General features: G+C 69.3%; 18 protein-coding genes. 8 read left to right on the forward strand and 10 right to left on the reverse strand.

Annotation, left to right across the window (positions count from 1 at the left end):
- Positions 1 to 4: 4 nt before the first annotated feature.
- Complete coding sequence (locus tag PKE75_RS04730) at positions 5 to 964, forward strand: Tim44 domain-containing protein (protein ID WP_271167543.1); 960 nt, start codon at positions 5 to 7, stop codon at positions 962 to 964.
- 48 nt (positions 965 to 1,012) lie between these two features.
- Here the strand turns inward: PKE75_RS04730 and PKE75_RS04735 are convergent, their stop codons facing one another.
- Genes PKE75_RS04735 through PKE75_RS04755 form a run of 5 tightly spaced genes read right to left on the reverse strand, consistent with a single transcriptional unit; the run spans position 1,013 to position 4,854 of the window.
- Entirely contained in the window at positions 1,013 to 1,300 is a 288-nt protein-coding gene (locus PKE75_RS04735) for an HPr family phosphocarrier protein (protein ID WP_271167544.1), read from the reverse strand.
- Between the two features lie 31 nt (positions 1,301 to 1,331).
- The gene (locus tag PKE75_RS04740; RefSeq protein WP_271167545.1) at positions 1,332 to 1,733 is read right to left on the reverse strand and encodes a PTS sugar transporter subunit IIA; all 402 of its coding nucleotides are present in this window, start codon (positions 1,731 to 1,733) and stop codon (positions 1,332 to 1,334) included.
- On the reverse strand, positions 1,730 to 2,329 hold the full coding sequence (locus tag PKE75_RS04745) for an HPr kinase/phosphorylase (RefSeq protein ID WP_271167546.1): 600 nt from the start codon (positions 2,327 to 2,329) through the stop codon (positions 1,730 to 1,732). The genes PKE75_RS04740 and PKE75_RS04745 overlap by 4 nt, the downstream gene beginning before the upstream one ends.
- Positions 2,326 to 4,116 carry a sensor histidine kinase gene (locus PKE75_RS04750; protein WP_271167547.1) on the reverse strand — a complete coding sequence of 597 codons (1,791 nt, stop codon included), beginning with the start codon at positions 4,114 to 4,116 and terminating at the stop codon, positions 2,326 to 2,328. The genes PKE75_RS04745 and PKE75_RS04750 overlap by 4 nt, the downstream gene beginning before the upstream one ends.
- A 30-nt stretch (positions 4,117 to 4,146) precedes the next feature.
- The gene (locus PKE75_RS04755; RefSeq protein WP_271167548.1) at positions 4,147 to 4,854 is read right to left on the reverse strand and encodes a response regulator transcription factor; all 708 of its coding nucleotides are present in this window, start codon (positions 4,852 to 4,854) and stop codon (positions 4,147 to 4,149) included.
- Between the two features lie 139 nt (positions 4,855 to 4,993).
- Here PKE75_RS04755 and PKE75_RS04760 point away from each other — a divergent pair, with 139 nt between their 5' ends.
- The 3 genes from PKE75_RS04760 (at position 4,994) to PKE75_RS04770 (ending at position 8,532) form a co-directional block, all read left to right on the forward strand.
- On the forward strand, positions 4,994 to 5,755 hold the full coding sequence (locus PKE75_RS04760; protein WP_271167549.1) for a HugZ family pyridoxamine 5'-phosphate oxidase: 762 nt from the start codon (positions 4,994 to 4,996) through the stop codon (positions 5,753 to 5,755).
- Positions 5,756 to 5,924: 169 nt separating this feature from the next.
- Positions 5,925 to 7,493 carry a phosphoenolpyruvate carboxykinase (ATP) gene (locus PKE75_RS04765; RefSeq protein ID WP_271167550.1) on the forward strand — a complete coding sequence of 523 codons (1,569 nt, stop codon included), beginning with the start codon at positions 5,925 to 5,927 and terminating at the stop codon, positions 7,491 to 7,493.
- A gap of 52 nt (positions 7,494 to 7,545) precedes the next feature.
- A complete protein-coding gene (locus tag PKE75_RS04770) occupies positions 7,546 to 8,532 on the forward strand; it encodes an aldo/keto reductase (RefSeq protein WP_271167551.1) in 987 nt (328 codons plus the stop codon).
- 21 nt (positions 8,533 to 8,553) lie between these two features.
- Here the strand turns inward: PKE75_RS04770 and PKE75_RS04775 are convergent, their stop codons facing one another.
- Genes PKE75_RS04775 through PKE75_RS04785 form a run of 3 tightly spaced genes read right to left on the reverse strand, consistent with a single transcriptional unit; the run spans position 8,554 to position 11,176 of the window.
- The gene (locus tag PKE75_RS04775) at positions 8,554 to 9,918 is read right to left on the reverse strand and encodes a sodium:proton antiporter (RefSeq protein WP_271167552.1); all 1,365 of its coding nucleotides are present in this window, start codon (positions 9,916 to 9,918) and stop codon (positions 8,554 to 8,556) included.
- A gap of 51 nt (positions 9,919 to 9,969) precedes the next feature.
- Positions 9,970 to 10,122, reverse strand: coding sequence for a hypothetical protein (locus tag PKE75_RS04780; protein WP_271167553.1), 153 nt, complete (start codon positions 10,120 to 10,122; stop codon positions 9,970 to 9,972).
- Positions 10,123 to 10,126: 4 nt separating this feature from the next.
- Entirely contained in the window at positions 10,127 to 11,176 is a 1,050-nt protein-coding gene (locus PKE75_RS04785) for a KpsF/GutQ family sugar-phosphate isomerase (protein WP_428979105.1), read from the reverse strand.
- Between the two features lie 193 nt (positions 11,177 to 11,369).
- Here PKE75_RS04785 and PKE75_RS04790 point away from each other — a divergent pair, with 193 nt between their 5' ends.
- Both PKE75_RS04790 and PKE75_RS04795 read left to right on the forward strand, forming a co-directional pair.
- On the forward strand, positions 11,370 to 12,905 hold the full coding sequence (locus PKE75_RS04790) for an outer membrane beta-barrel protein (protein ID WP_271167554.1): 1,536 nt from the start codon (positions 11,370 to 11,372) through the stop codon (positions 12,903 to 12,905).
- A gap of 116 nt (positions 12,906 to 13,021) precedes the next feature.
- Positions 13,022 to 13,957 carry a DMT family transporter gene (locus PKE75_RS04795; protein ID WP_271167555.1) on the forward strand — a complete coding sequence of 312 codons (936 nt, stop codon included), beginning with the start codon at positions 13,022 to 13,024 and terminating at the stop codon, positions 13,955 to 13,957.
- 31 nt (positions 13,958 to 13,988) lie between these two features.
- On the opposite strand, the gene PKE75_RS04800 is transcribed toward PKE75_RS04795, so the two are convergent.
- Positions 13,989 to 14,867, reverse strand: a complete 879-nt coding sequence (locus PKE75_RS04800; RefSeq protein WP_271167556.1) for a UTP--glucose-1-phosphate uridylyltransferase — start codon at positions 14,865 to 14,867, stop codon at positions 13,989 to 13,991.
- A gap of 217 nt (positions 14,868 to 15,084) precedes the next feature.
- On the opposite strand from PKE75_RS04800, the gene PKE75_RS04805 reads away from it, so the two are divergent.
- Together PKE75_RS04805 and PKE75_RS04810 are read left to right on the forward strand one after the other, a co-directional pair.
- Positions 15,085 to 16,299, forward strand: coding sequence for a lytic murein transglycosylase (locus tag PKE75_RS04805; RefSeq protein WP_271167557.1), 1,215 nt, complete (start codon positions 15,085 to 15,087; stop codon positions 16,297 to 16,299).
- 52 nt (positions 16,300 to 16,351) lie between these two features.
- The gene (locus tag PKE75_RS04810) at positions 16,352 to 17,776 is read left to right on the forward strand and encodes an SGNH/GDSL hydrolase family protein (RefSeq protein WP_271167558.1); all 1,425 of its coding nucleotides are present in this window, start codon (positions 16,352 to 16,354) and stop codon (positions 17,774 to 17,776) included.
- Between the two features lie 17 nt (positions 17,777 to 17,793).
- Here PKE75_RS04810 and PKE75_RS04815 read toward each other — a convergent pair whose 3' ends face one another.
- Entirely contained in the window at positions 17,794 to 19,218 is a 1,425-nt protein-coding gene (locus PKE75_RS04815) for a glutamate synthase subunit beta (RefSeq protein WP_271167559.1), read from the reverse strand.
- Positions 19,219 to 19,366: the final 148 nt, after the last annotated feature.

The raw sequence follows: 19,366 nt of genomic DNA on the forward strand, positions 1-19,366 counted from the left end.
ACGCATGAGAAGCCGCTCGATCGTCGCGCGTATCCCCTCGGTCGCGCTTGCCGCATTCGTCGCCGCAATGGCGCTTGCGCCCCTCGACGCGGACGCTCGGGCAGGCCGCAGCATGAGCTTCGGCAGCCGCGGTTCGAAGACCTTTTCAGCCCCGCCGCCGACGGCGACCATGCCCGGCGCGGCGCCGATCCAGCGCTCGGTCACGCAGCCCGGCGCCGCGATCGGCGCGCCGTCGGCGATGCAGCCGGCGCGCCGCGGTTTCTTTGGCGGCGGCCTTGGCGCCGGCTTGATGGGCGGATTGCTCGGGGCGGGTCTGTTCGGCCTGCTTGCGGGCAACGGCCTGTTCGGCGGGCTCGGGTCGCTGTCGTCCGTCTTCGGGCTGCTGCTGCAGATCGGGCTGATCTTCATCGCCGTCCGGTTCGTGATGTCCTGGCTCGCCCGGCGCAACGCGCAGCCGTCGCCTGCGGCGGCCGGCGGGCCCTCGAATTTCGGTTTCAGCGGCTTCGGCGGCGGTGGTTCGCGCGATCGGCCGGACGTCGCTCCGCAGCCGGCAGCGCCGCTGACGCTCGAGAAGGCCGATTTCGACGTGTTCGAGCGTCTGCTGTCCGAGGTGCAGGCCGCGTGGTCCGGAGAGGATCTCGGGCGGATGCGCGCGATATCGACGCCTGAGATGGTCGAGACCTTCGCGGACGACCTCGCCGAAGACGCGAGCCGCGGCGTCGTCAACCGCGTCCGCGACGTCAAGCTGCTGCAGGGCGACCTCGCCGAGGCGTGGCGCGAGGGCGGGCGCGACTATGCCACCGTCGCAATGCGCTATAGCCTGATCGACATCACCGAGGATCGGGCTACCGGACGGATCGTCGACGGCGATCCGCAGACGCCCATCGAGGCGACCGAGCTGTGGACCTTCGTCAGGTCCCGCGGCGGAAACTGGCTGCTCAGCGCGATCCAGCAGACGGGCTGAGCAGGTCCGCGTCCGCGAAGCGGCGTCCCGGCTCCTGGCCGGGGCCCGCTATTCTTCTTCGCCGAACCTGTTCTCGACCAGCGCGGCGATGGCGGCCAGCGCCTGCGACGCGTCCGCGCCCTCGGCCTCGACATGGATCGTCGTGCCAGGCCCCGCCGCCAGCATCATCAGCCCCATGATCGAGGTCCCGCCGACGGTCTCGCCTGCGCGGCTCACCCGCACGTCGGCCTCGAAGCGCTCGACGGTCTGGACGAACTTGGCGGAGGCGCGGGCGTGAAGGCCGCGTTTGTTGATGATCGCCAACTCGCAGGAAACGCAGTCGTCACCCGTCTCCACGAGCTCTCCCCCACAGTGAAGTACATTCTTCTTATTTGCCGGAGAGCACGCGGCTCGCGACATTGATGTACTTGCGGCCCGCCTCCTGAGCCTGGATCACCGCCGCGTCAAGCGGAAGATCGGACCGGACGCTCGCGAGCTTGATCAGCATCGGCAGATTGATGCCGGCGATGACCTCAACCTTGCGGCCGTCCATGCACGAGATGGCGAGATTGGACGGCGTGCCTCCGAACATGTCGGTCAGCACCGCGACCCCGTCGCCGCTGTCGACGTCGCGCACGGCGGCGAGGATGTCGCCGCGGCGCAGCTCCATATCGTCCTCGGGATCGATCGTGACAGTCGCGATCTGATGCTGCGGACCGACCACGTGTTCGAGCGCGGCGCGAAACTCACAGGCGAGACGCCCATGGGTGACGAGGACGAGGCCTATCATGCAGTCTCCGCGCAAAACTCATTGCGCTCCGGGTCGGGGCCGCCACGCGCCACCCTGGCGCAGCTGGTCCGGATATAGGGCGCGTGCGGCGCCGAAGACGCCACTTTTTCATGTTGCGCCGCGAACGCAAGGGTAGAAGCGTCACAGGTCGGCCGTGAAAAGCACCTTCGGACGCCGAAAAGCGCCAGCGAGGCCGCGTCGGGATCATTCCGCATCACCGCCAGCCTCGGCAGCCAGACTCCGTTGAGACAGGCGCGCAGGGTGGCGGCGTCCGGGCTTCGCTCCGGTTGCATCTCGATATCGACGACGAATCTGACGACAGCCTCGGCCATCCATGGCGCGGGAGAAATCCCGAGGCCACGGCGTTCGACGAGGCCGGACAGCGTCGCCGGCGGGGAGGCGAGCAGGCGGCCGTTGACGGCGGCGAGCCGCACCCGGTCGTCGGCGACCAGCCGGGCGAAGAGCCCCTGCGCCTCAGCGCGCTCGATCAGCGCCAGCGACAGGCTGGATTTGCCGGCGCCCGACGGACCGCGGATCAGCACGCCGGCCTCGCCGACGACGACGCAGTTGGCGTGGATCGTGGGCGCCGCGCTCACGCCAGCGCCGCCTGCAGGCGCACGACGAAGCGCGCTCCGATCACCTTCGGCTCAACCTCGGCGGACGAGGCGACACGGTTCTCGGCGCGGATGCTGCCGCCCTGCGCCTCGACGATCTGTTTGGAGATCGACAGGCCGAGCCCCGAATTCTGACCGAACCCCTGTTCCGGACGGTCGGTGTAGAAGCGCTCGAAGATCTTTTCCATCGCGTCCGGCCTGACGCCCGGTCCTGCGTCGTCCACCACGATCTCGACGAAGGAGCGGACGCGCCGGCATGTGACCTTCACGACCCCGCCGGGCGGAGAGAACGAGCGGGCGTTGTCGACAAGGTTGGTGATGACCTGCGCAAGACGCGAATCGTGGCCGAGCACGAGATAGGCGTCGCGGCCGCGCGCGGCGTCGGTGACCTTGAGCTCGACGGTGACGCCGCCTTCGCGCGGGGCGACGTTCTGCATGTCGATCACCGTCGTCAGCAGCTTCACCATGTCGATCGGCTCGGCGTCCTGTCGCTGCAGCTCGGCGTCGAGGCGGCTCGCATCCGAGATGTCGCTGATCAGCCGGTCGAGGCGGCGCACGTCGTGCTCGATCACGGCGAGCAGCCGCGCCCGGGACTCGTCGGACTTCGCGACCGGAAAGGTCTCGACCGCCGAGCGCAGCGAGGTCAAAGGATTTTTCAGCTCGTGGGCGACGTCGGCCGCGAAGCGCTCGATCGCCTCGATCCGGCCGTAGAGCGCGCTCGTCATGTCGCGCAGCGCGCCGGAGAGATGGCCGATTTCGTCCGAGCGGCTGGTGAAGTCGGGAATCTCGGCGCGGTGCTTGTAGCGGTGACGAACGCGTTCGGCGCCGTCGGCGAGCTTGCGCACCGGCCCCGCGATCGTGCTGGCGAGCAGCAGCGACAGCAGGATCATGACGGCTGCGGCGACGAGGAACACGCGCATGATCGCGAAGCGCTCGGCCTGGACGATGGCGTCGATGTCGCCGCCCTGCGTCGAGAGCAGCAGCACGCCGGTCACCGCCCGGAAGCGCTGCACGGGAACTGCGACCGAAACGATGATCTCGCCGGCGTCGTTGACGCGCACGACGCTGTTCGGCGAGCCGGTGAGCGCTTTGGTGACTTCCGGGTAGCCGCGGCCGTTCGCGGCGCCGAGTTCGGCGTAGACCGGCAGGTCCGTGCGGCGGAACCAGCCCTTCACGGTGCGCTCGATGGTTTCGAGCACGCCGGGATCGTTCAGCCGCGGGGGCGGCAGGTCGAAGCGCAGGATGTCGCCGCGCGCATAAAGCGAGCGAGAATCGAGCAGCAACGAGCCGTCGCGGTCGTAGATCCGCGCCCGGGTGCGGGTCGGCGTGATCAGCCTGCGCAGCACCGGCGCCACGCGTTCGGGATTGATCGGGAACTCGAGGCTCTGGATGCCTTCCTCGCCGGGGGACGCCGTCTGGCCGGCCTGCAGCTCGATCAGCTTGTCGGGGTCGACATAGAGCTGGTTGGTCTCGACGGTCGCGGAGGAGGCGATCGCGCCGGCGATGATCTCGCCCTGGATCAGCAGGCTCTGGACGCGCGCGTCGATCAGGCCCGCGCGGAACTGGTTGAGGTAGAGGATGCCGGAGACCAGCGCGACCAGGCCGGCGAGGTTCAGCACCACGATGCGGCGGGTGAGGCTCGAGAAGCCCAGCGTCCGCAGGCCGCCGAGCGCGCGGCCGACTTTCGCGCGCCACGGCTCGCGCGCGACGCCTTCTTCCTCGCCTTCAGTGTGGACGATCTCGTCCGCGCGCTCGGCTTCGACGCTCATGTGCTTTCGGACTGAGACGCCTGTTCGCGCTCAGATCTCCTTGAAGCGGTATCCGACGCCGTACAGCGTTTCGATCATGTCGAAGTCGTCGTCACAGGATTTGAACTTCTTGCGAAGCCGCTTGATGTGGCTGTCGATGGTGCGGTCGTCGACATAGACCTGATCGTCATAGGCCGCGTCCATCAGGGCGTTGCGGCTCTTCACGACGCCGGGGCGCATGGCGAGCGCCTGAAGGATCAGGAACTCGGTGACCGTCAGCGTCACCGGCTCGCCCTTCCAGGTGCAGGTGTGGCGCTCCGGGTCCATCATCAGTTGGCCGCGCTCGATCGCCTTGGAGTCCGGACCCTTCACGGCGCCGGGGAGCGGGATCTCCTTGGCGGCGGAACGGCGGAGCACCGCCTTGACGCGCTCGACCAGCAGCCGCTGCGAGAACGGCTTCCGGATGAAGTCGTCGGCGCCCATCTTGAGGCCGAACAGCTCGTCGATCTCCTCGTCCTTCGACGTCAGGAAGATCACCGGCAGCTCGGACTTCTGGCGGAGCCGCCGCAGCAGCTCCATCCCGTCCATGCGCGGCATCTTGATGTCGAAGATGGCGAGATCCGGCGGCGCGGTCCGCAGACCCTCGAGCGCCGCCGCGCCGTCGTTATAGGTCTGGATCCGGTACCCTTCCGCTTCGAGAGCGATGGAGACCGAAGTCAGGATGTTGCGGTCGTCGTCGACCAGGGCGATCGTCGGCATGGCGCCTTCTTCTATAGCATAGACTGCGGCCGATGAACCGGTTCGGCGTGGCTTAAATGTGACCGAGCCGCTTCACTCCCAAGAATGTCAAGCGGTTCGTTCGCGCCAGGCCGGCCCGTACGGAGCTTCAGGACCCAGCATGACCACAGCGAAACTTGCCGCGGCGCCCGCAGCGGGGCGCGAATTCGACCCTGTCGCGACGGCCCGAAGCCTGTTGCGCGCCGCCCGTCGCGCGAGTCTTGCGACGCTCGATCGCGCGGGCGGACAGCCTTACGTCTCCCTGATCGGGATCGCCTCGGACGAGGACGGCGCGCCGCTTCTGCTCGTCTCCAATCTCGCCCGGCACGCCGCCAACATCGCCGGCGACGCCCGGGCGAGCGTGCTCGCCGCCGAGATCGGCGTCGGCGACCCGCTCGCCCATCCGCGCGTCACCCTGTTCGGGCGCTGCACAGCGGTGGACAAGTCCGCGAAGAAAGCGCGCTGGCTGGCGCGGCAGCCGGACTCCGCGATGTATTTCGACTTCGCGGATTTCCACATGCTGCGGCTCGAGCCCGAGGGCGCCCACCTCGTCGCAGGCTTCGGCCGGATCGTGGACGTCGCCTGGAACGAACTTCGCACCGAGATCGGGGATGCGGCCGCCCTGTTCGGGGCCGAGCCCGGAATCGTCGCTCATATGAACGAGGACCACGCCGACGCGACGCGGCTTTACGCGACCAGGCTGCTCGGCGCGCCGGACGGCGATTGGCTGTTCGAGGGCGTCGACCCGCTCGGCTGCGAGCTCGGGCTCGATGGACGCTCGCTCTACCTGCCGTTCCCCGAGCGCGTGACGTCTGCGGCCGACGTCCGCCGCATGCTGGTGCGTCTGGTGGGGGAAGCCAAAGCAGGCGAGGCGGCGGGATAGTGAAAGAAAGCGGTCGCCGCGAGGTCGACGTCGCTTTTCGTGATCCGCCGCCACGGTTATTGTCGCTTGACCGTCACCTTGAGGTCTTTTTTCGCTGGTTGGTGTCGCGCGCTGCGTGATAGCGACCGCGGACTTCTTACGGCCGCTCCTTCGGCGGAGGATCGATATCTTGAGGCAGACCGGCGTATGGAACGAAACCCACGGCGCTGAGGCGTTTGGGTTCGAGGGACTGGCTGGCGTGAGCTGGAACCTCTGCGAGGCGGCTCTCGTCGAACGCGCCGTCCGCCGCGGCGAGGCGGCGCTCAGCGCCACCGGCGCGCTTGTCGCCGAGACCGGCGGATCGCTGGTCCGGGACACCCTCGTGGTTCGCGACGAGACTACGGAGGCAACCGTCCCGTGGCATGCGAACGCCGCGATCTCCCCGGAGGCCTTCGAAGCGCTGCTGCTCGATTTCCTCGGCCACGCCGCCGGCAAGGAGCTGTTCGCGCAGGATCTCCATGTCGGCGCCGGAATGCCGACCCGGGTGTTCTGCGAGCACGCCTGGCGCGCGATGGCCGTGCGCACGATCCTTTCACGACCGGGTCGCGCCGAGCTCGCCGACTTCGCTCCGGCGCTCACCGTGCTCGATCTGCCGAGCTTCCGCATCGACCGCGAGCGCCACGGCGTCCGGTCCGGCGCAGTGATCGCGATCGACGTCGCCCGGCGCATCGTGCTCGTCGGCGGCGCCTGCCCGGCGGCCGCGATCACCGACGCGGCGTTCTTCGTGCTCGGTCATGTCGCGGCCGAAGACGGCGCTCTGCCGTTCAGGGCGGCCGCCAATGTCGGTCCGGACGGCAAGGTGGCGCTGTTCCTCGGCCGCGCCGGCGCAGGCAAGACGACGCTCGTCGCCGATCCGGGCCGGGCGTTCGCCGGGGACGGCGGGTTCGTCTGGGACGCGTCCGGCCTCTCGATCGTCGATGCAGGGCTCAGCGGCGCGACCGAAGGCGCGGCGCCTGACGTTCTCTCCGCCGCCAGCGGCTTCGGCGCGGTGCTGGAGAACGTCGCGCTCGACGGAGACAGCCGAGCGATCGACTTCGGCGATGCGGCCAGGGCCGGCCGCGGGCGCTACGTCTTTCCGCGCCCCGCATCCGCTTATGCAGGCGCGCAGCTCGGACATCCCTCGGACATCGTTATGCTGGTCTCGGACGCCTTCGGCGTGATGCCGCCGATCGCCAGGCTGACGGCCGCGCAGGCCCACTACCAGTTTTTGTCGGGCTACGCTCAGGACGCCGGCTCGACCGAGCCCAAGGCCGACTTCTCGCCCGGCTTCGGCGGCGCGCCGGCGTGCCGCGACGCCGCCGTCTATGGCGAGGCGTTCCGCAATCTGCTCGACGGTCGCGAGGTCCGCTGCTGGCTCGTCAACACCGGCTGGCATGGCGGCGCCCGTGGGACCGGCCGCCGCGTGTCGCTCGATGCGACGCGTGCGCTGGTCGCGGCCGCGCTCGCCGGCTCGCTCGACGGCGTCGAGACCTACACCAACAAACTGTTCGGTTTCGAAATGCCGATCGACGTCCCCGGCCTCGACCCGTTGCTGTTCCGGCCGCGCAAGGCCTGGGGCGACAAGCGGGCGTATCTCGCAGCCGCCCGCAAGCTGCGAGAGCAGTTCCAGGCGAACTTCGCGAAATATGAACCGGAGACGGTCGTCGGAGCGGCGGAGACGTCCGCCGCCGACGACGAGTTCCGCGAAGCCGCGGAATGATCCGAGGAGCGCGGCCCTCGCCGGGCGCCCGCGCCGCCCCAATTGATCTCACATGAAAAAACGACCGCTCGGACGCACAGGCGTCTCCGTCTCCGAAATCGGCCTCGGCTGCATGGGGATGTCGGAATTCTACGGAAATCGCGATGACGAGGAGAGCCTCGCCACGCTGCAGGCGGCGGTCGACGCCGGAATCACCTTCTTCGACACCGCCGACATGTACGGGCAGGGCCACAACGAGGCGTTGCTCGGCCGCTTCCTGAAGGGCCGGGCCGACGATCTCACGATCGCGACCAAGTTCGGCATCGTGCGCGGCGACGATCCGCTCGACCGGCGGATCGACAATTCGCCGGCCTATGTCCGCACGGCGTGCGAGGCCTCGCTGAAGCGACTGGGAATCGAGGCGATCGACCTCTATTACGCCCACCGCTTCACCGGCGAGACGCCGATCGAGGACATGGTCGGCGCGATGGCCGGCCTCGTGGCCGAAGGCAAGGTGAAGGCGCTCGGCCTGTCGGAAGTGTCGGCGGACACGCTCCGCAAGGCCGCGGCGGTTCATCCGATCGCGGCGCTGCAGACGGAATATTCGCTGTGGTCGCGCGAGCCAGAGGGCGAGCTTCTCGGCGCGTGCCGGGCGCTCGGGGTCACCTTCGTCGCCTATTCGCCGCTCGGCCGCGGCTTTCTCACCGGCGCTGTTCCGCAGACCGGCGAGCTTCCCGACAGCGACTACCGCCGCAACAACCCGCGCTTCGCAGGCGAGGCCGGGGCGCGCAACGCGCAGCTTGTGGAGAGCGTCCGGGGAATGGCGACTGAGAAGGGCTGCGAACCCGCCCAGGTCGCGCTCGCATGGATGCTCTGCAAGCAGCCGGACGTCGTGCCGATCCCCGGCACCAAGCGCCGCAAATGGCTCGCGCAGAACGTCGGCGCGACGGAGGTCTCGCTGACGCCGGACGAGATCGCCGCGCTCGACGCCGCGTTCCCGCCCGATGCGGTCGCAGGGACCCGCTACCCCGAGGCGATGATGGGGACGCTTAACCGCTAAGCGTCGAGACGCGGGGAGCGGCTAGAGGAAGGTCGCCCAGGTCACGAGCGCGAAGCAGGGCGCGAGAACGCCCCATGACCACGCCATGTAGCCGAAGAAGCTCGGCATCGCGACGCCCCGGTTGCGGGCGATGGCGAGCACCATGAAATTCGGCGCGTTGCCGATATAGGTGAGCGCGCCCATGAACACCGCGCCGCCGGAGATGGCGGCGAGGGTGTGCGCCTTCGCCGTCATCAGCTCGGCCGCGTTTCCGCCGGCGAGGTTGAAGAAGACGAGATAGGTCGGCGCATTGTCGAGAATGCTCGACAGCAGGCCCGTGAGCCAGAAATACATCGCCGGCCGCGGAGCGCCGGCCTCGTCCGAGACGAGCGCGACGAGCGGCGCGGCGGCCCCGTCGAGCCCGGCTTTCAGGATCAGGATCGCCGGGATCAGCGTCGCGAAGATGCCGGCGAACAGCTTCGCCACCTCGACGATCGGCTCCCATTCGAAGCCGTTGCGCTCGCGGTATTCCGTCGGCGTGATCGCAAGCGAGATGAGCGCGAGCGCAACCAGCGCGACGTCGCGCGCCACCGCCTGAAGCGGCACGCGCGTCCCGTAGAGGTCGAACGAGACGCCCGGGTTCCACAGCCCGCTGAGCAGGATCGCGCCGATGACGCCGGCGAGCAGCGGCAGGTTCCGCAGGCCCGAGAGTCCGACCGTCGAATCCGGCGTCGGGTCGCGCGGCTTCGACGGCTCCTCGCGGGCGAAGAACCAGCGGTCGAGCAGGTAGAACAGCGGCAGGAGGATCGCGACGAGGATCGCGGTCTCGAAGGCGACGTGCCGCGTCGTCCAGAAGAAGTCGACGCCCTGCAGGAAGCCGAGAAACAGCGGGGGGTCGCCGAGCGGCGTGAGCGAGCCGCCGATGTTCGACACCAGGAAGATGAAGAACACGACGACATGGGCGTTGCGCCTGCGCCCGTCATTGGCGCGGATCAGCGGGCGGATCAGCACCATCGAGGCGCCGGTCGTGCCGATGACGCTCGCAAGCAGCGTTCCGATCGCAAGCAGGCCGGTGTTGACCGCGGGGCTCCCGTGGATGTTCCCACGCACCAGCACGCCGCCGGAGATCGTGAACAGCGCGAACAGCAGGATGACGAACGGGACGTATTCGAGCGCCGCGGCGTGGATCGCCTCGGAGGCGACCGCCTCCGGCCCCTCGGCCAGAGCGAAGGGAACGAGCAGCAGCAACGCCCAGAACGCCGCTACCTTTCCATAATGGCGATGCCAGAGGCGCGGAGCGGCCAGCGGGAGGATGGCGATCGACAACAGCAGCCCGACGAGCGGCGCGACCCATACGAGCGAGAGCGCGGCGCCGTCGACATGGCCGGAAATGGCGGGGCCGGTCATGTTCTGATCAACGCGCCTTCTTTCGCCGAGGTCAAATCGATGATCTACGGCTCAAGGCTTCAGGTCCATCGGAACCGCGCCCGGAGCCGCCGTCAATGAAATCGTGACGCGGCGGTTGGCGGCGATCTGCGGCGCGTCGGGGAACATCGGCTCCGTCGAGGCCTTGCCCTGGACGGTGGTGAAGCGCGCGTTCGGGCCGGGCAAACCGTTACGCGATGCCGAGCTTCAGCAGGTCGTGGATATGGATCAGGCCGACCGGCTTGCCCTTGTCGACCACGAACAGCGCCGTGATCGAGCGGCCTTCCAGCTCGCTCATGGCGCTGGCCGCCAGATCGTCCGGCGCCACGACCCGCGGCGCGCGGGTCATGACCTGCTCCACCAGCTTGCCGGTGAGGTCCGGTCCCATGTGACGGCGCAGGTCGCCGTCGGTGACGATCCCGATCAGGGCGCCGTTCTCGTCCGTGACGCCGACGCAGCCGAAGCTCTTGGTCGTCATCACGATCAGCGCCTCCGACATCGGCGTGCCGCGCGCGACGAGCGGTATGTCGTCGCCGTGATGCATCGCGTCGCGCACGAAGGTCAGCACGGCGCCGAGCTTGCCGCCGGGATGAAAGCGCTTGAAGTCGCCGGGGGTGAACTGGCGGCTCTCCAGCAGCGCGACCGCAAGCGCGTCGCCGAGCGCGAGCTGCATGGTCGTCGACGTGGTCGGCGCGAGCCCGTGCGGACAGGCCTCGGCGACCTTGGGAAGAACCAGCACGACGTCGGCCGCGCGCGCGAGCGCGCTCGAGGGGCTTGACGTCACCGCGATCACCGGCACGCGGAAGCGGCGGGCGTATTGCAGGATGTCGCGAAGCTCGGCGGTCTCGCCGGACCAGGAGAACGCAAGCACCACGTCGTCGGCGGTGATCATGCCGAGATCGCCGTGGCTGGCCTCGGCGGGGTGCACGAAGAAGGCGGGCGTGCCGGTCGAGGCGAAGGTCGCCGCGATCTTCCGGCCGATATGGCCGCTCTTGCCCATCCCGCTCACGATCGTCCGGCCGCGGGCTGCGGCGAGCGTCTCGACGGCGCGCGCGAAAGCGGCGCCGAGGCCGGCGTCGAGCGCCCGGCGAAGCCGCGCGAGCCCATCGGTCTCGGTTTCGATCGTCCGCCGTGCGGACTGGATCGCCGCGGTCCTGGTCTCCTGTAGCGCGTCGGTCCCTGGCTCAGGCGTACGGACGGTCGAGGCGGGGAGGGACGGCGAACGAAGCGAACTGACCACGGAACTGCAAACTCCAGAAGACGCCGACTTGGGCGACGCATTACGCGATTCTATCAGCTCGCGCCGCAGCGCGCGACGCCGACGCCGCAGCGGCGCGAGCGTCGTCGCTGCAAGGCTTTCTTAACCATGCCCGTTTCACACTCGTTAACCATGTCGAGGGGCGCGGACGGCGCCTTCGCGGTCACAGGAAGCCATGTCCCGCCGCCGCGCGATCTCCGCCTCGCTGATGTTCGTCGCCGCCATGGCCGCGGCCGGACACGCGCGCGCGCAGACCGCCGAGCAGCGCCAGCAGGCCGCGCAGCAGGCGGACGCCAACCTCGCCGACCAGCAGCAGGACGCCCAGGAGCCGCTGCGCCGGCTCGACCCGTCTCAGCTCGCCGGCGGGGACTATGGCGGCGCCGAGCCGGCGCCGCTCGCCGGCGGCGACTACGGCACGCAGCTCCCCACCGAGACCGACACGGCCGCTCCCCTGACCGAGCCGATCGGCGATCCGCTCGCCGCGGGTCCGGCCGGAAGCCAGCCGCGCACCCGCCCGACGCCGGGTTTCGAGGAGGACGACGCCTACGCGCCGACCGGGGTGCGGGCCGGCGCGTTCATACTGCGGCCCTCGATGGAGGCGGCCGGCGGCTACGACGACAACCCCGACCGCGTCGAGAAAGGCGGGAAGGGCTCGCCCTTCGTGCGGCTGAAGGGAGCGCTCGACGCCCGGTCGGACTGGGAGCGGCACGAGGTCGACGTCAAGATCGACGGTCAGGCTCGCCGCTACACCAATACGGACCGCGACAGCTATGAGCCGAACGTCAACGCCGTCATCGACGGCAGGCTCGACGTCACCGAGCGCACCAAGATCACCAGCGAGCTGCGCGCCTCGATCACCTCGTCCCGTCCGGGCGACGCCGACACTGCGACGGGCCTCAAAGGCGACGAGATCCAGAAATCCGCCGGCGCGACGCTTGGCGTTTCGCAAACCTTCAACCGCTTCAGCCTGAAGCTCGAGGGCCTGGTCGACCGCTACGTCTACAATGACGCCAAGCTGCAGGACGGCTCGACGCTCGACAACAGCGATCGGGCTTACAACTCCTATGAAATCCGGCTGCGGGGCGCCTATGACCTGTCGCCGCGGCTGAAGCCGTTCGCCGAGGTCGCGCTCGACACCCGCGATTACGACAAGAGCACCCTGACCTCAGGCCTCGACGAGAACGGGAACCCAGTCACGCTGACGCGCAAGAACGGGTCGAGCGGCTATGCGATCCGCGGCGGCGCGACCTTCGAGGCGACACGGTTGATCACCGGCGAGCTCGCGGTCGGCTATGGCCGGCAGAACCCGAAGGACAAGGATCTCAAGCCGGTCGACGGCCTGCTCATCGACGGGTCCGTCGCGTGGTCGCCGAGCGCGCTGACGACGGTGCGCGCCACGGCCAGGACCGCGCTGCAGGAGACGACGCTCGAGGGTTCCGGGGGGGTGCTGGGGCGCAGCTTCGGCCTCGAGGTCGAGCATCGCCTGCGCCGCAACTTCATCGTCACCGCCCGCGCCGATTTGGAACGGCAGAGCTATCGCGGCATCGGGCGGGTCGACGACGGTCTGACGCTGGCGCTCGAGACCGAATACCGGCTGAACCGCAGCCTGTCGCTGATCGGCAGCTTCGAACATGAGCGGCTCGACAGCAACGCCGCCGGCGCGGACTACAAGGCCTCGATCGTCGAGGTCGGCATGCGGGTGCGCCGCTGAGCCGTCTGCGCGGACGCATGCCCGACATGCGAAGAAAGGCAAGGAATGGCTAACGCCCGTTAAGCCGCTTCGGCTAGGTACGGGCGCAGTCCAACGTCTCGTGCGACCCCGCTCCGATGTCATCCACCGAACTCCACCTTTCGACCCGCCGGCAGGCGCTCGACGCGACGGCGCGCGGCGTGCTCGCGATGGTCGTCGGCATGGGTTTCCAGGTGTCGAACGACACGGTCATCAAGCTCGCCTCGACGCATGTCCCGATCAACGAGATCATGGCGCTGCGCGGGCCGCTCTCGATCGTGCTCGCGCTCGGCGTGGTCCTTGCGCTTGGGCTTCGCAGGCGGCTCGGCTTCGTCGCGCATCCGCTGGTCGTGCTGCGCTCGGCGCTCGAGGCCGTCTGCTGCCTGATCTACATGACCGCGCTTTCGGGCCTCGGTCTCGCCGAGTTCACCAGCATCATCCAGGCGACGCCGCTGCTGATCACGGGGCTCGCCGTCGCGCTCGGCTGGCAAAGCGTGGGCTGGAGGCGCTGGACGGCGATCGCCGTGGGTTTCGCCGGCGTGCTGCTGGTGGCCAAGCCCTCCGCCGCGGGGATCAACGGCTACGCGGCGCTCGCGCTGCTCGCCGCCTTCATCATGGCGGTGCGCGACCTCGTCACGCGACGTATCCCCCACGAGGCGCCCTCGATGGTCGTGACGCTCGGCGCGACGTTGACGGTGACCGTGCTCGGCTTCGGGCTGGGCGCCGCCGACCCGTCCGCCTGGGTGACGCCGACGGCGCTCGAGGCCGGCTACATCGCCTTCGCGGCCATCCTCGTGGTCGCCTGCAACATGACGATCGTGCTGGCCTTCCGGCTCGGCGACATGGGCGTCGTCGGACCGTTCCGCTATAGCGTCATCCTGGCGTCGCTGATTCTCGGCTACGCCGTCTGGGGCGACCGTCCCGACGCGCTGGCGCTCGCCGGGGCCGCCCTGATCGTCGCGTCCGGGCTCTATGCCCTGCGCCGGGAAAAGCCGCGCCGGATCGCGTCGCCGCCTGACGTCGCGCCGCTCTAGCTTCCGGCGCGATCGCGCCCGCGGCTTCGCTTCACGGCTTCAGCAGCCTTTCGACCTCGGCCCGGAATTCGCCCTTCAGCTCGTCGCGCGTCAGCGCATAGGCGACGTTGGCGGTGAGGAAGCCGAGCTTCGAGCCGGTGTCATAAACCGGGCCGGTGAAGGCGAAGCCTGAGAACGGCTGGACCTCGGCGAGCGCCAGCATCGAATCGGTGAGCTGGATCTCGCCGCCGGCGCCGGGCTCCTGCTTGGACAGCAGGTCGAAGATCTCCGGCTGCAGGATGTAGCGCCCGGAGATCGCCAGGTTCGACTGCGCCGTCCCCTTCGCGGGCTTCTCGACCATCGAGGTCATCTTGAAGCCTTTGCCGACCGCCTCGCCACGGCCGACGATGCCGTACTGGTGAGTCTGGTCGTCCGGCACCTCATAGACGGCGACCACGTTGCCCCCGCCGGCCTCGTCGTAGACGTCGATCATCTCCGCCAGCGCGCCGCGCGGCGCCTGGTGGAGCATATCGGGCAGCAGGAGGGCGAACGGCTCGTCGCCGACGATGTCGCGCGCGCACCAGACGGCGTGGCCGAGACCCAGGGGCTCCTGCTGGCGGGTGAAGCTGGTCTGGCCCGCGCCGGGCAGCTGAGCCTTCAGAATCTCGATCGCCTCGGTCTTGCCGCGCCGCTGGAGCGTGTCGTCGAGCTCATACTGCTTGTCGAAATGATCCTCGATCACGCCCTTGTTCCGGCCGGTAACGAAGATGAAATGTTCGATGCCCGCGGCCCGCGCCTCATCGACGACATGCTGGATCACCGGCCGGTCGACCACGGTCAGCATCTCTTTCGGCACGGCCTTGGTCGCGGGAAGGAAGCGCGTGCCGAGGCCAGCGACGGGAAAGACAGCCTTGCGGATCGGTCGGGACATGAGGGCTCCGGCGGGGAGGAAGTAGGGGCGGCGTCGGATTGGCCGCAGCGAGCGCGTAGATTTGGCGCGGAAGGCGGGCGTCGTAAAGGCGCCATGGATTCGAGGCGCCCGCGATAACGCGGTTAACGGAATGCAAACAGTCTCACCTATGCTTGGAGTTCTGATCATCGCGAGCCGCGTCGAAAACGGGCGCCGCACGCCGCCGGGAGAGACCGCCATGACGCCGCGCAGCACCGCCAAGCCGAGGTTCCCCCGCCTCGCAGCGTTCGCGCTCGGAGCGATGGCGGCCCTCGGCGCAGCGTCCGCCGCGCAGGCCGACGCCCGGTTCGACGCCTTCGTGGCCCGGCTGAAGCCCGAGGCGATGCGGGCGGGCGTCAGCGCCGCGACCTTCGACCGCGCCTTCAAGGGACTGACCGTCGATTCCGAGGCGATCACGAAGTCGACCGTCCAGCTCGAATTCAAGCAGTCGCTCGCGCAGTACATCGACACCCAGGTCTCCGACACCCGCATCGCGAACGGGCTGCAGAACTACCGGCAATGGGGCGATCTGCTTGCGCGCCTGGAACGCAGCTACGGCGTCGATCGCTACGCCATCCTCGCCGTCTGGGGGATGGAGACGAACTACGGCTCGACGATGGGCGGCCACAACGTCATCGAGGCGTTGGCGACGCTCGCCTGCTGCCAGCCGAAGCGGCCGGAGTTCTTCCGTCGCGAGCTGATCGCGGCGCTGCAGATCCTGCAGCAGGGCAACGTCACGCCCGAGAACATGGTGGGCTCCTGGGCCGGCGCGATGGGCCAGACGCAGTTCATGCCGACAAGCTTCAAGGCCTACGCCGCCGACGGCGACGGCGATGGACGGCGCGATATCTGGACCTCCGTGCCGGACGCTCTCGCCTCGACGGCGAGCTTCCTGCACAAGCACGGCTGGCAGCCGGGCCAGACGTGGGGATACGAGGTGCAGCCGCCTTCGGGCGCGCGTCCAGGTTCGACCCTGTCGCTCGCCCAGTGGCAGGCGGCGGGAGTTCGCCGCGCGAACGGCCAGCCGCTCCCGGGCGGCGCGGCGCGAGCGTCGCTCTTCATGCCGGCTGGCCCGAACGGGCCGGCTTTCCTGATGCTGCCGAACTTCCGCGTCATCAAGCGCTACAACAACGCGGATTCCTACGCGCTCGCCGTCGGCCACCTCTCCGACCGGGTGCGCGGCGGCGGCCCGTTCATCACCCCGTGGCCCAATCACGACAAGCCGCTCGACGAACCGGGTCGGATCGAGCTCCAGACGCTGCTCGCCCGTCGCGGCTTCGACGTCGGGGAGCCGGACGGAAAAATCGGCACGGCGACGCGGGCCGCGATCGCGTCCTTCCAGAGGCAGCAGGGCCTGACGGCGGACGGCTACGCCGGCGTCTCGCTGCTGCGGCGGCTCCGCACGGCGCGGTGAGGCCGACCGCGACGCATGGCCCGTCGCGCGGTTAGGTGGTAGCCTGGCGCCCATGAGACGGCTCGTCCTAAGCGCGCTGCTCGCGCTCGTCGCGGGCGCAGAACTATCAGGCGCTTCGCCCGCGCGGGCGCAGGATTATTACCGGCGCTATTATGACGAGGCGCCGCCGTCCTATTCGGACCGGGCGCGCCGGCAGCGCTCCGAGGACGACGGCGCCTATTACGACCGGCGCCAGCGGCTGGTCCGTCAGGAGCGCCGCATCCCGGACCAGGCTGAACGGCGCCGGTCGGGATTCTCGATCCCGTTCCTGGAGCGTCTGTTCGGCCGTTCCGGCTCCAGCGACGACGACGATTCGTCGGGCTGGGGCGCCCGCCGCGACCCCGGCGCGGTCGAGGTGCGTCCGCCGCCCCGAACGATCCGGCGCCGGCCTCCGGCGACCGAGGCCAGGACGCCGCCCCAGCCGCCGCCTCTGCCGCCCAACGTCATCGCCGCGCCGGTCGAACCGCCGCCCCCCGCGACCACGTTCGTCGCGGTGCTTGGCGACGCCATCGCCGACGAACTCGCAGGCGGGCTGGAGGAGGCCTTCGCCGACACGCCCGACGTCGCGGTTCGCCGACACGTCAAGCCGAACGGCGGCCTTGTCCGCGCGGATTATTTCGACTTCGTCCAGGAGGCGCAGAAGGCGCTGGCGGACGACCGGATCGCCTATGCGGTGATCGACGTTGGCGTGAACGACCGCCAGCCGTTCACGGACGGTCCCAGGCTCGCGCCGCTGTCGGACGAGTGGATGAAGCGCTACGCCGCGCGCGTCGACGCCGTGCTCGCGCTGTTCAAGGCGCACGGGACGCCGGTGTATTGGGTGGGTCTCGCCCCGAGCGAAAGCCTGCGGGCGAGCTCCGACCACACCGCGCTCAATGCGCTGATCAAGGAACGCGTCGAGGCGGCCGGCGGAACCTATGTCGACGTCTGGGAAGGCTTTGTCGACGAGGACGGAGCCTACGAAGCGGAAGGCCCGCAGCTCGACGGCCAGATCGGCCGCCTGAGGCTCGACGACGGCGTGCGGTTCTCGAAGGCCGGCGCGCGCAAGCTCGCCCATTACGTCGAGCGTGAGATCCGCAAGGTCTACAAGCCGAAGGCGCCGTCGGCCGACGCCATCGCCGGGGCGGTCGCGCCCGAGGGCGACCCGCAGTCGCCGCTGGCGCCGGCGACGATCCAGGCGGCGCGGCCGCGGCCGCTTTCGAGCCCGCTCGTCGTCCTCACCGCGCCGCGCCGCGCGGAAAACGGCGCGCTGGCGGCCGCCGCGCTCGCGATCCCCGCGCGCGACGCCTCGCCGGACGCCGAGCGCGTGCTGGTCAACGGCGAGACGCCAGACGCCGAGCCAGGCCGCCTCGACGACCATCGCTGGCCAGGCGCGGAGGCGAAGAAGCCGGAGACGCCGGAAGCTCCCAAGCCGTCTTCGGCCTCACCGCAGCCTTAGGCGGCGCCTCGCCCGCCTTATCTCGGAAGCGTCGTCGAACCGGTCAGGAAGATGTCGATCGCATGCGCGGCCTGACGGCCCTCGCGGATCGCCCAGACCACCAGCGACTGCCCGCGGCGCATGTCGCCGGCGGCGAACACCTTGGGGTTCGACGTGACGTAGTTCAGTTCGTCCGCCAGCACATTGCCGCGCTTGTCCAGCGCGACGCCGGACTGCTCGACGAGGCCTTCCTTCACGGGGCCGACGAAGCCGAGCGCGATGAAGACGAGGTCCGCCCTGAGGACGAACTCGGTGCCCGGAATCGGCTGCCGCTTGGCGTCGCCGCGGGCGCATTTCACGCCGACGACCTTGCCGTTCTTGCCCTCGATGCCGAGCGTGACCGCGGAGAACTCGCGCTCCGCGCCCTCCGCCTGGCTGGACGAGGTGCGGAACTTCGTCGGCCAGTACGGCCAGGTCATCAGCTTGTCTTCGATCTTCGGCGGCGTCGGCCGGATATCGAGCTGCGTCACGGTGATCGCGCCCTGCCTGAACGAGGTGCCGACGCAGTCGGAGGCCGTGTCGCCGCCGCCGATGACGACGACATGCTTGCCGCCGGCCTCAACCGGAGTCTCGGGAATGGCGTTTTCGAAGCCGACGCGCCGGTTCTGCTGGACGAGGAACGGCATGGCTTTGTGAACGCCGTCGAGCTCCTGCCCCGGCAGGCCCGGATCGCGCGGTGATTCGGCGCCGCCTGCGAAGAGGACGGCGTCGTGGGCGTCGACGATCTCGGAGAAGGCCATGTCCTTGCCGACATTGACGCCGTAATGGAACGTGACGCCCTCCGCCTCCATCTGCTCGACGCGGCGGTCGATGTGGCGCTTCTCCATCTTGAAGTCGGGGATGCCATAGCGGAGCAGGCCGCCGGCCTTCGGCTCGCGCTCATAGACGTGGACGTCGTGCCCGGCGCGCGCGAGCTGCTGCGCGGCCGCGAGGCCCGCGGGGCCGGAGCCAACGATCGCGACCGATTTGCCGGTCTTGTGCCCGGCCGGCTCGGGAGTCACCCAGCCGTTGCTCCAGGCCTTGTCGGCGATCGCCTGCTCGATGGTCTTGATCGCGACCGGCACGTTCTCAAGGTTCAGCGTGCACGCCTCCTCACAGGGGGCGGGGCAGATGCGGCCGGTGAACTCCGGGAAATTGTTGGTCGAATGGAGGTTGCGGGAAGCCTCCTGCCAGTCGTCGGCGTAGACGAGGTCGTTCCAGTCCGGGATCTGGTTGTGCACCGGACAGCCCTGCGGCCCATGGCAGAACGGGATGCCGCAATCCATGCAGCGCGCGGCCTGCTTGGCGACCTCGCCCTCCGAGAGGGGAAGCGTGAACTCCCGAAAATGCCGAATCCGGTCGGAGGCGGGCTGGTAGCGCGCCTCCTGCCGCTCGATCTCGAGAAACCCTGTAACCTTGCCCATTAATTGGTCTCCTCCCGCGGAGGCCTCGTGCATAACCGCGCGCTCCGGTCCGCCCAGTCGCCCGAGGGCGCTGAACCAGCAGATCGGAAGCGCTATTTAGACCCATTCTCAGAGGTCCCGGAGCGGCCCTCTTAGGCCGTCCGGGACG

This window comes from Hansschlegelia plantiphila (genome assembly GCF_027922265.1).
In the GTDB taxonomy this organism is placed as follows: Bacteria; Pseudomonadota; Alphaproteobacteria; order Rhizobiales; family Methylopilaceae; genus Methylopila; species Methylopila plantiphila.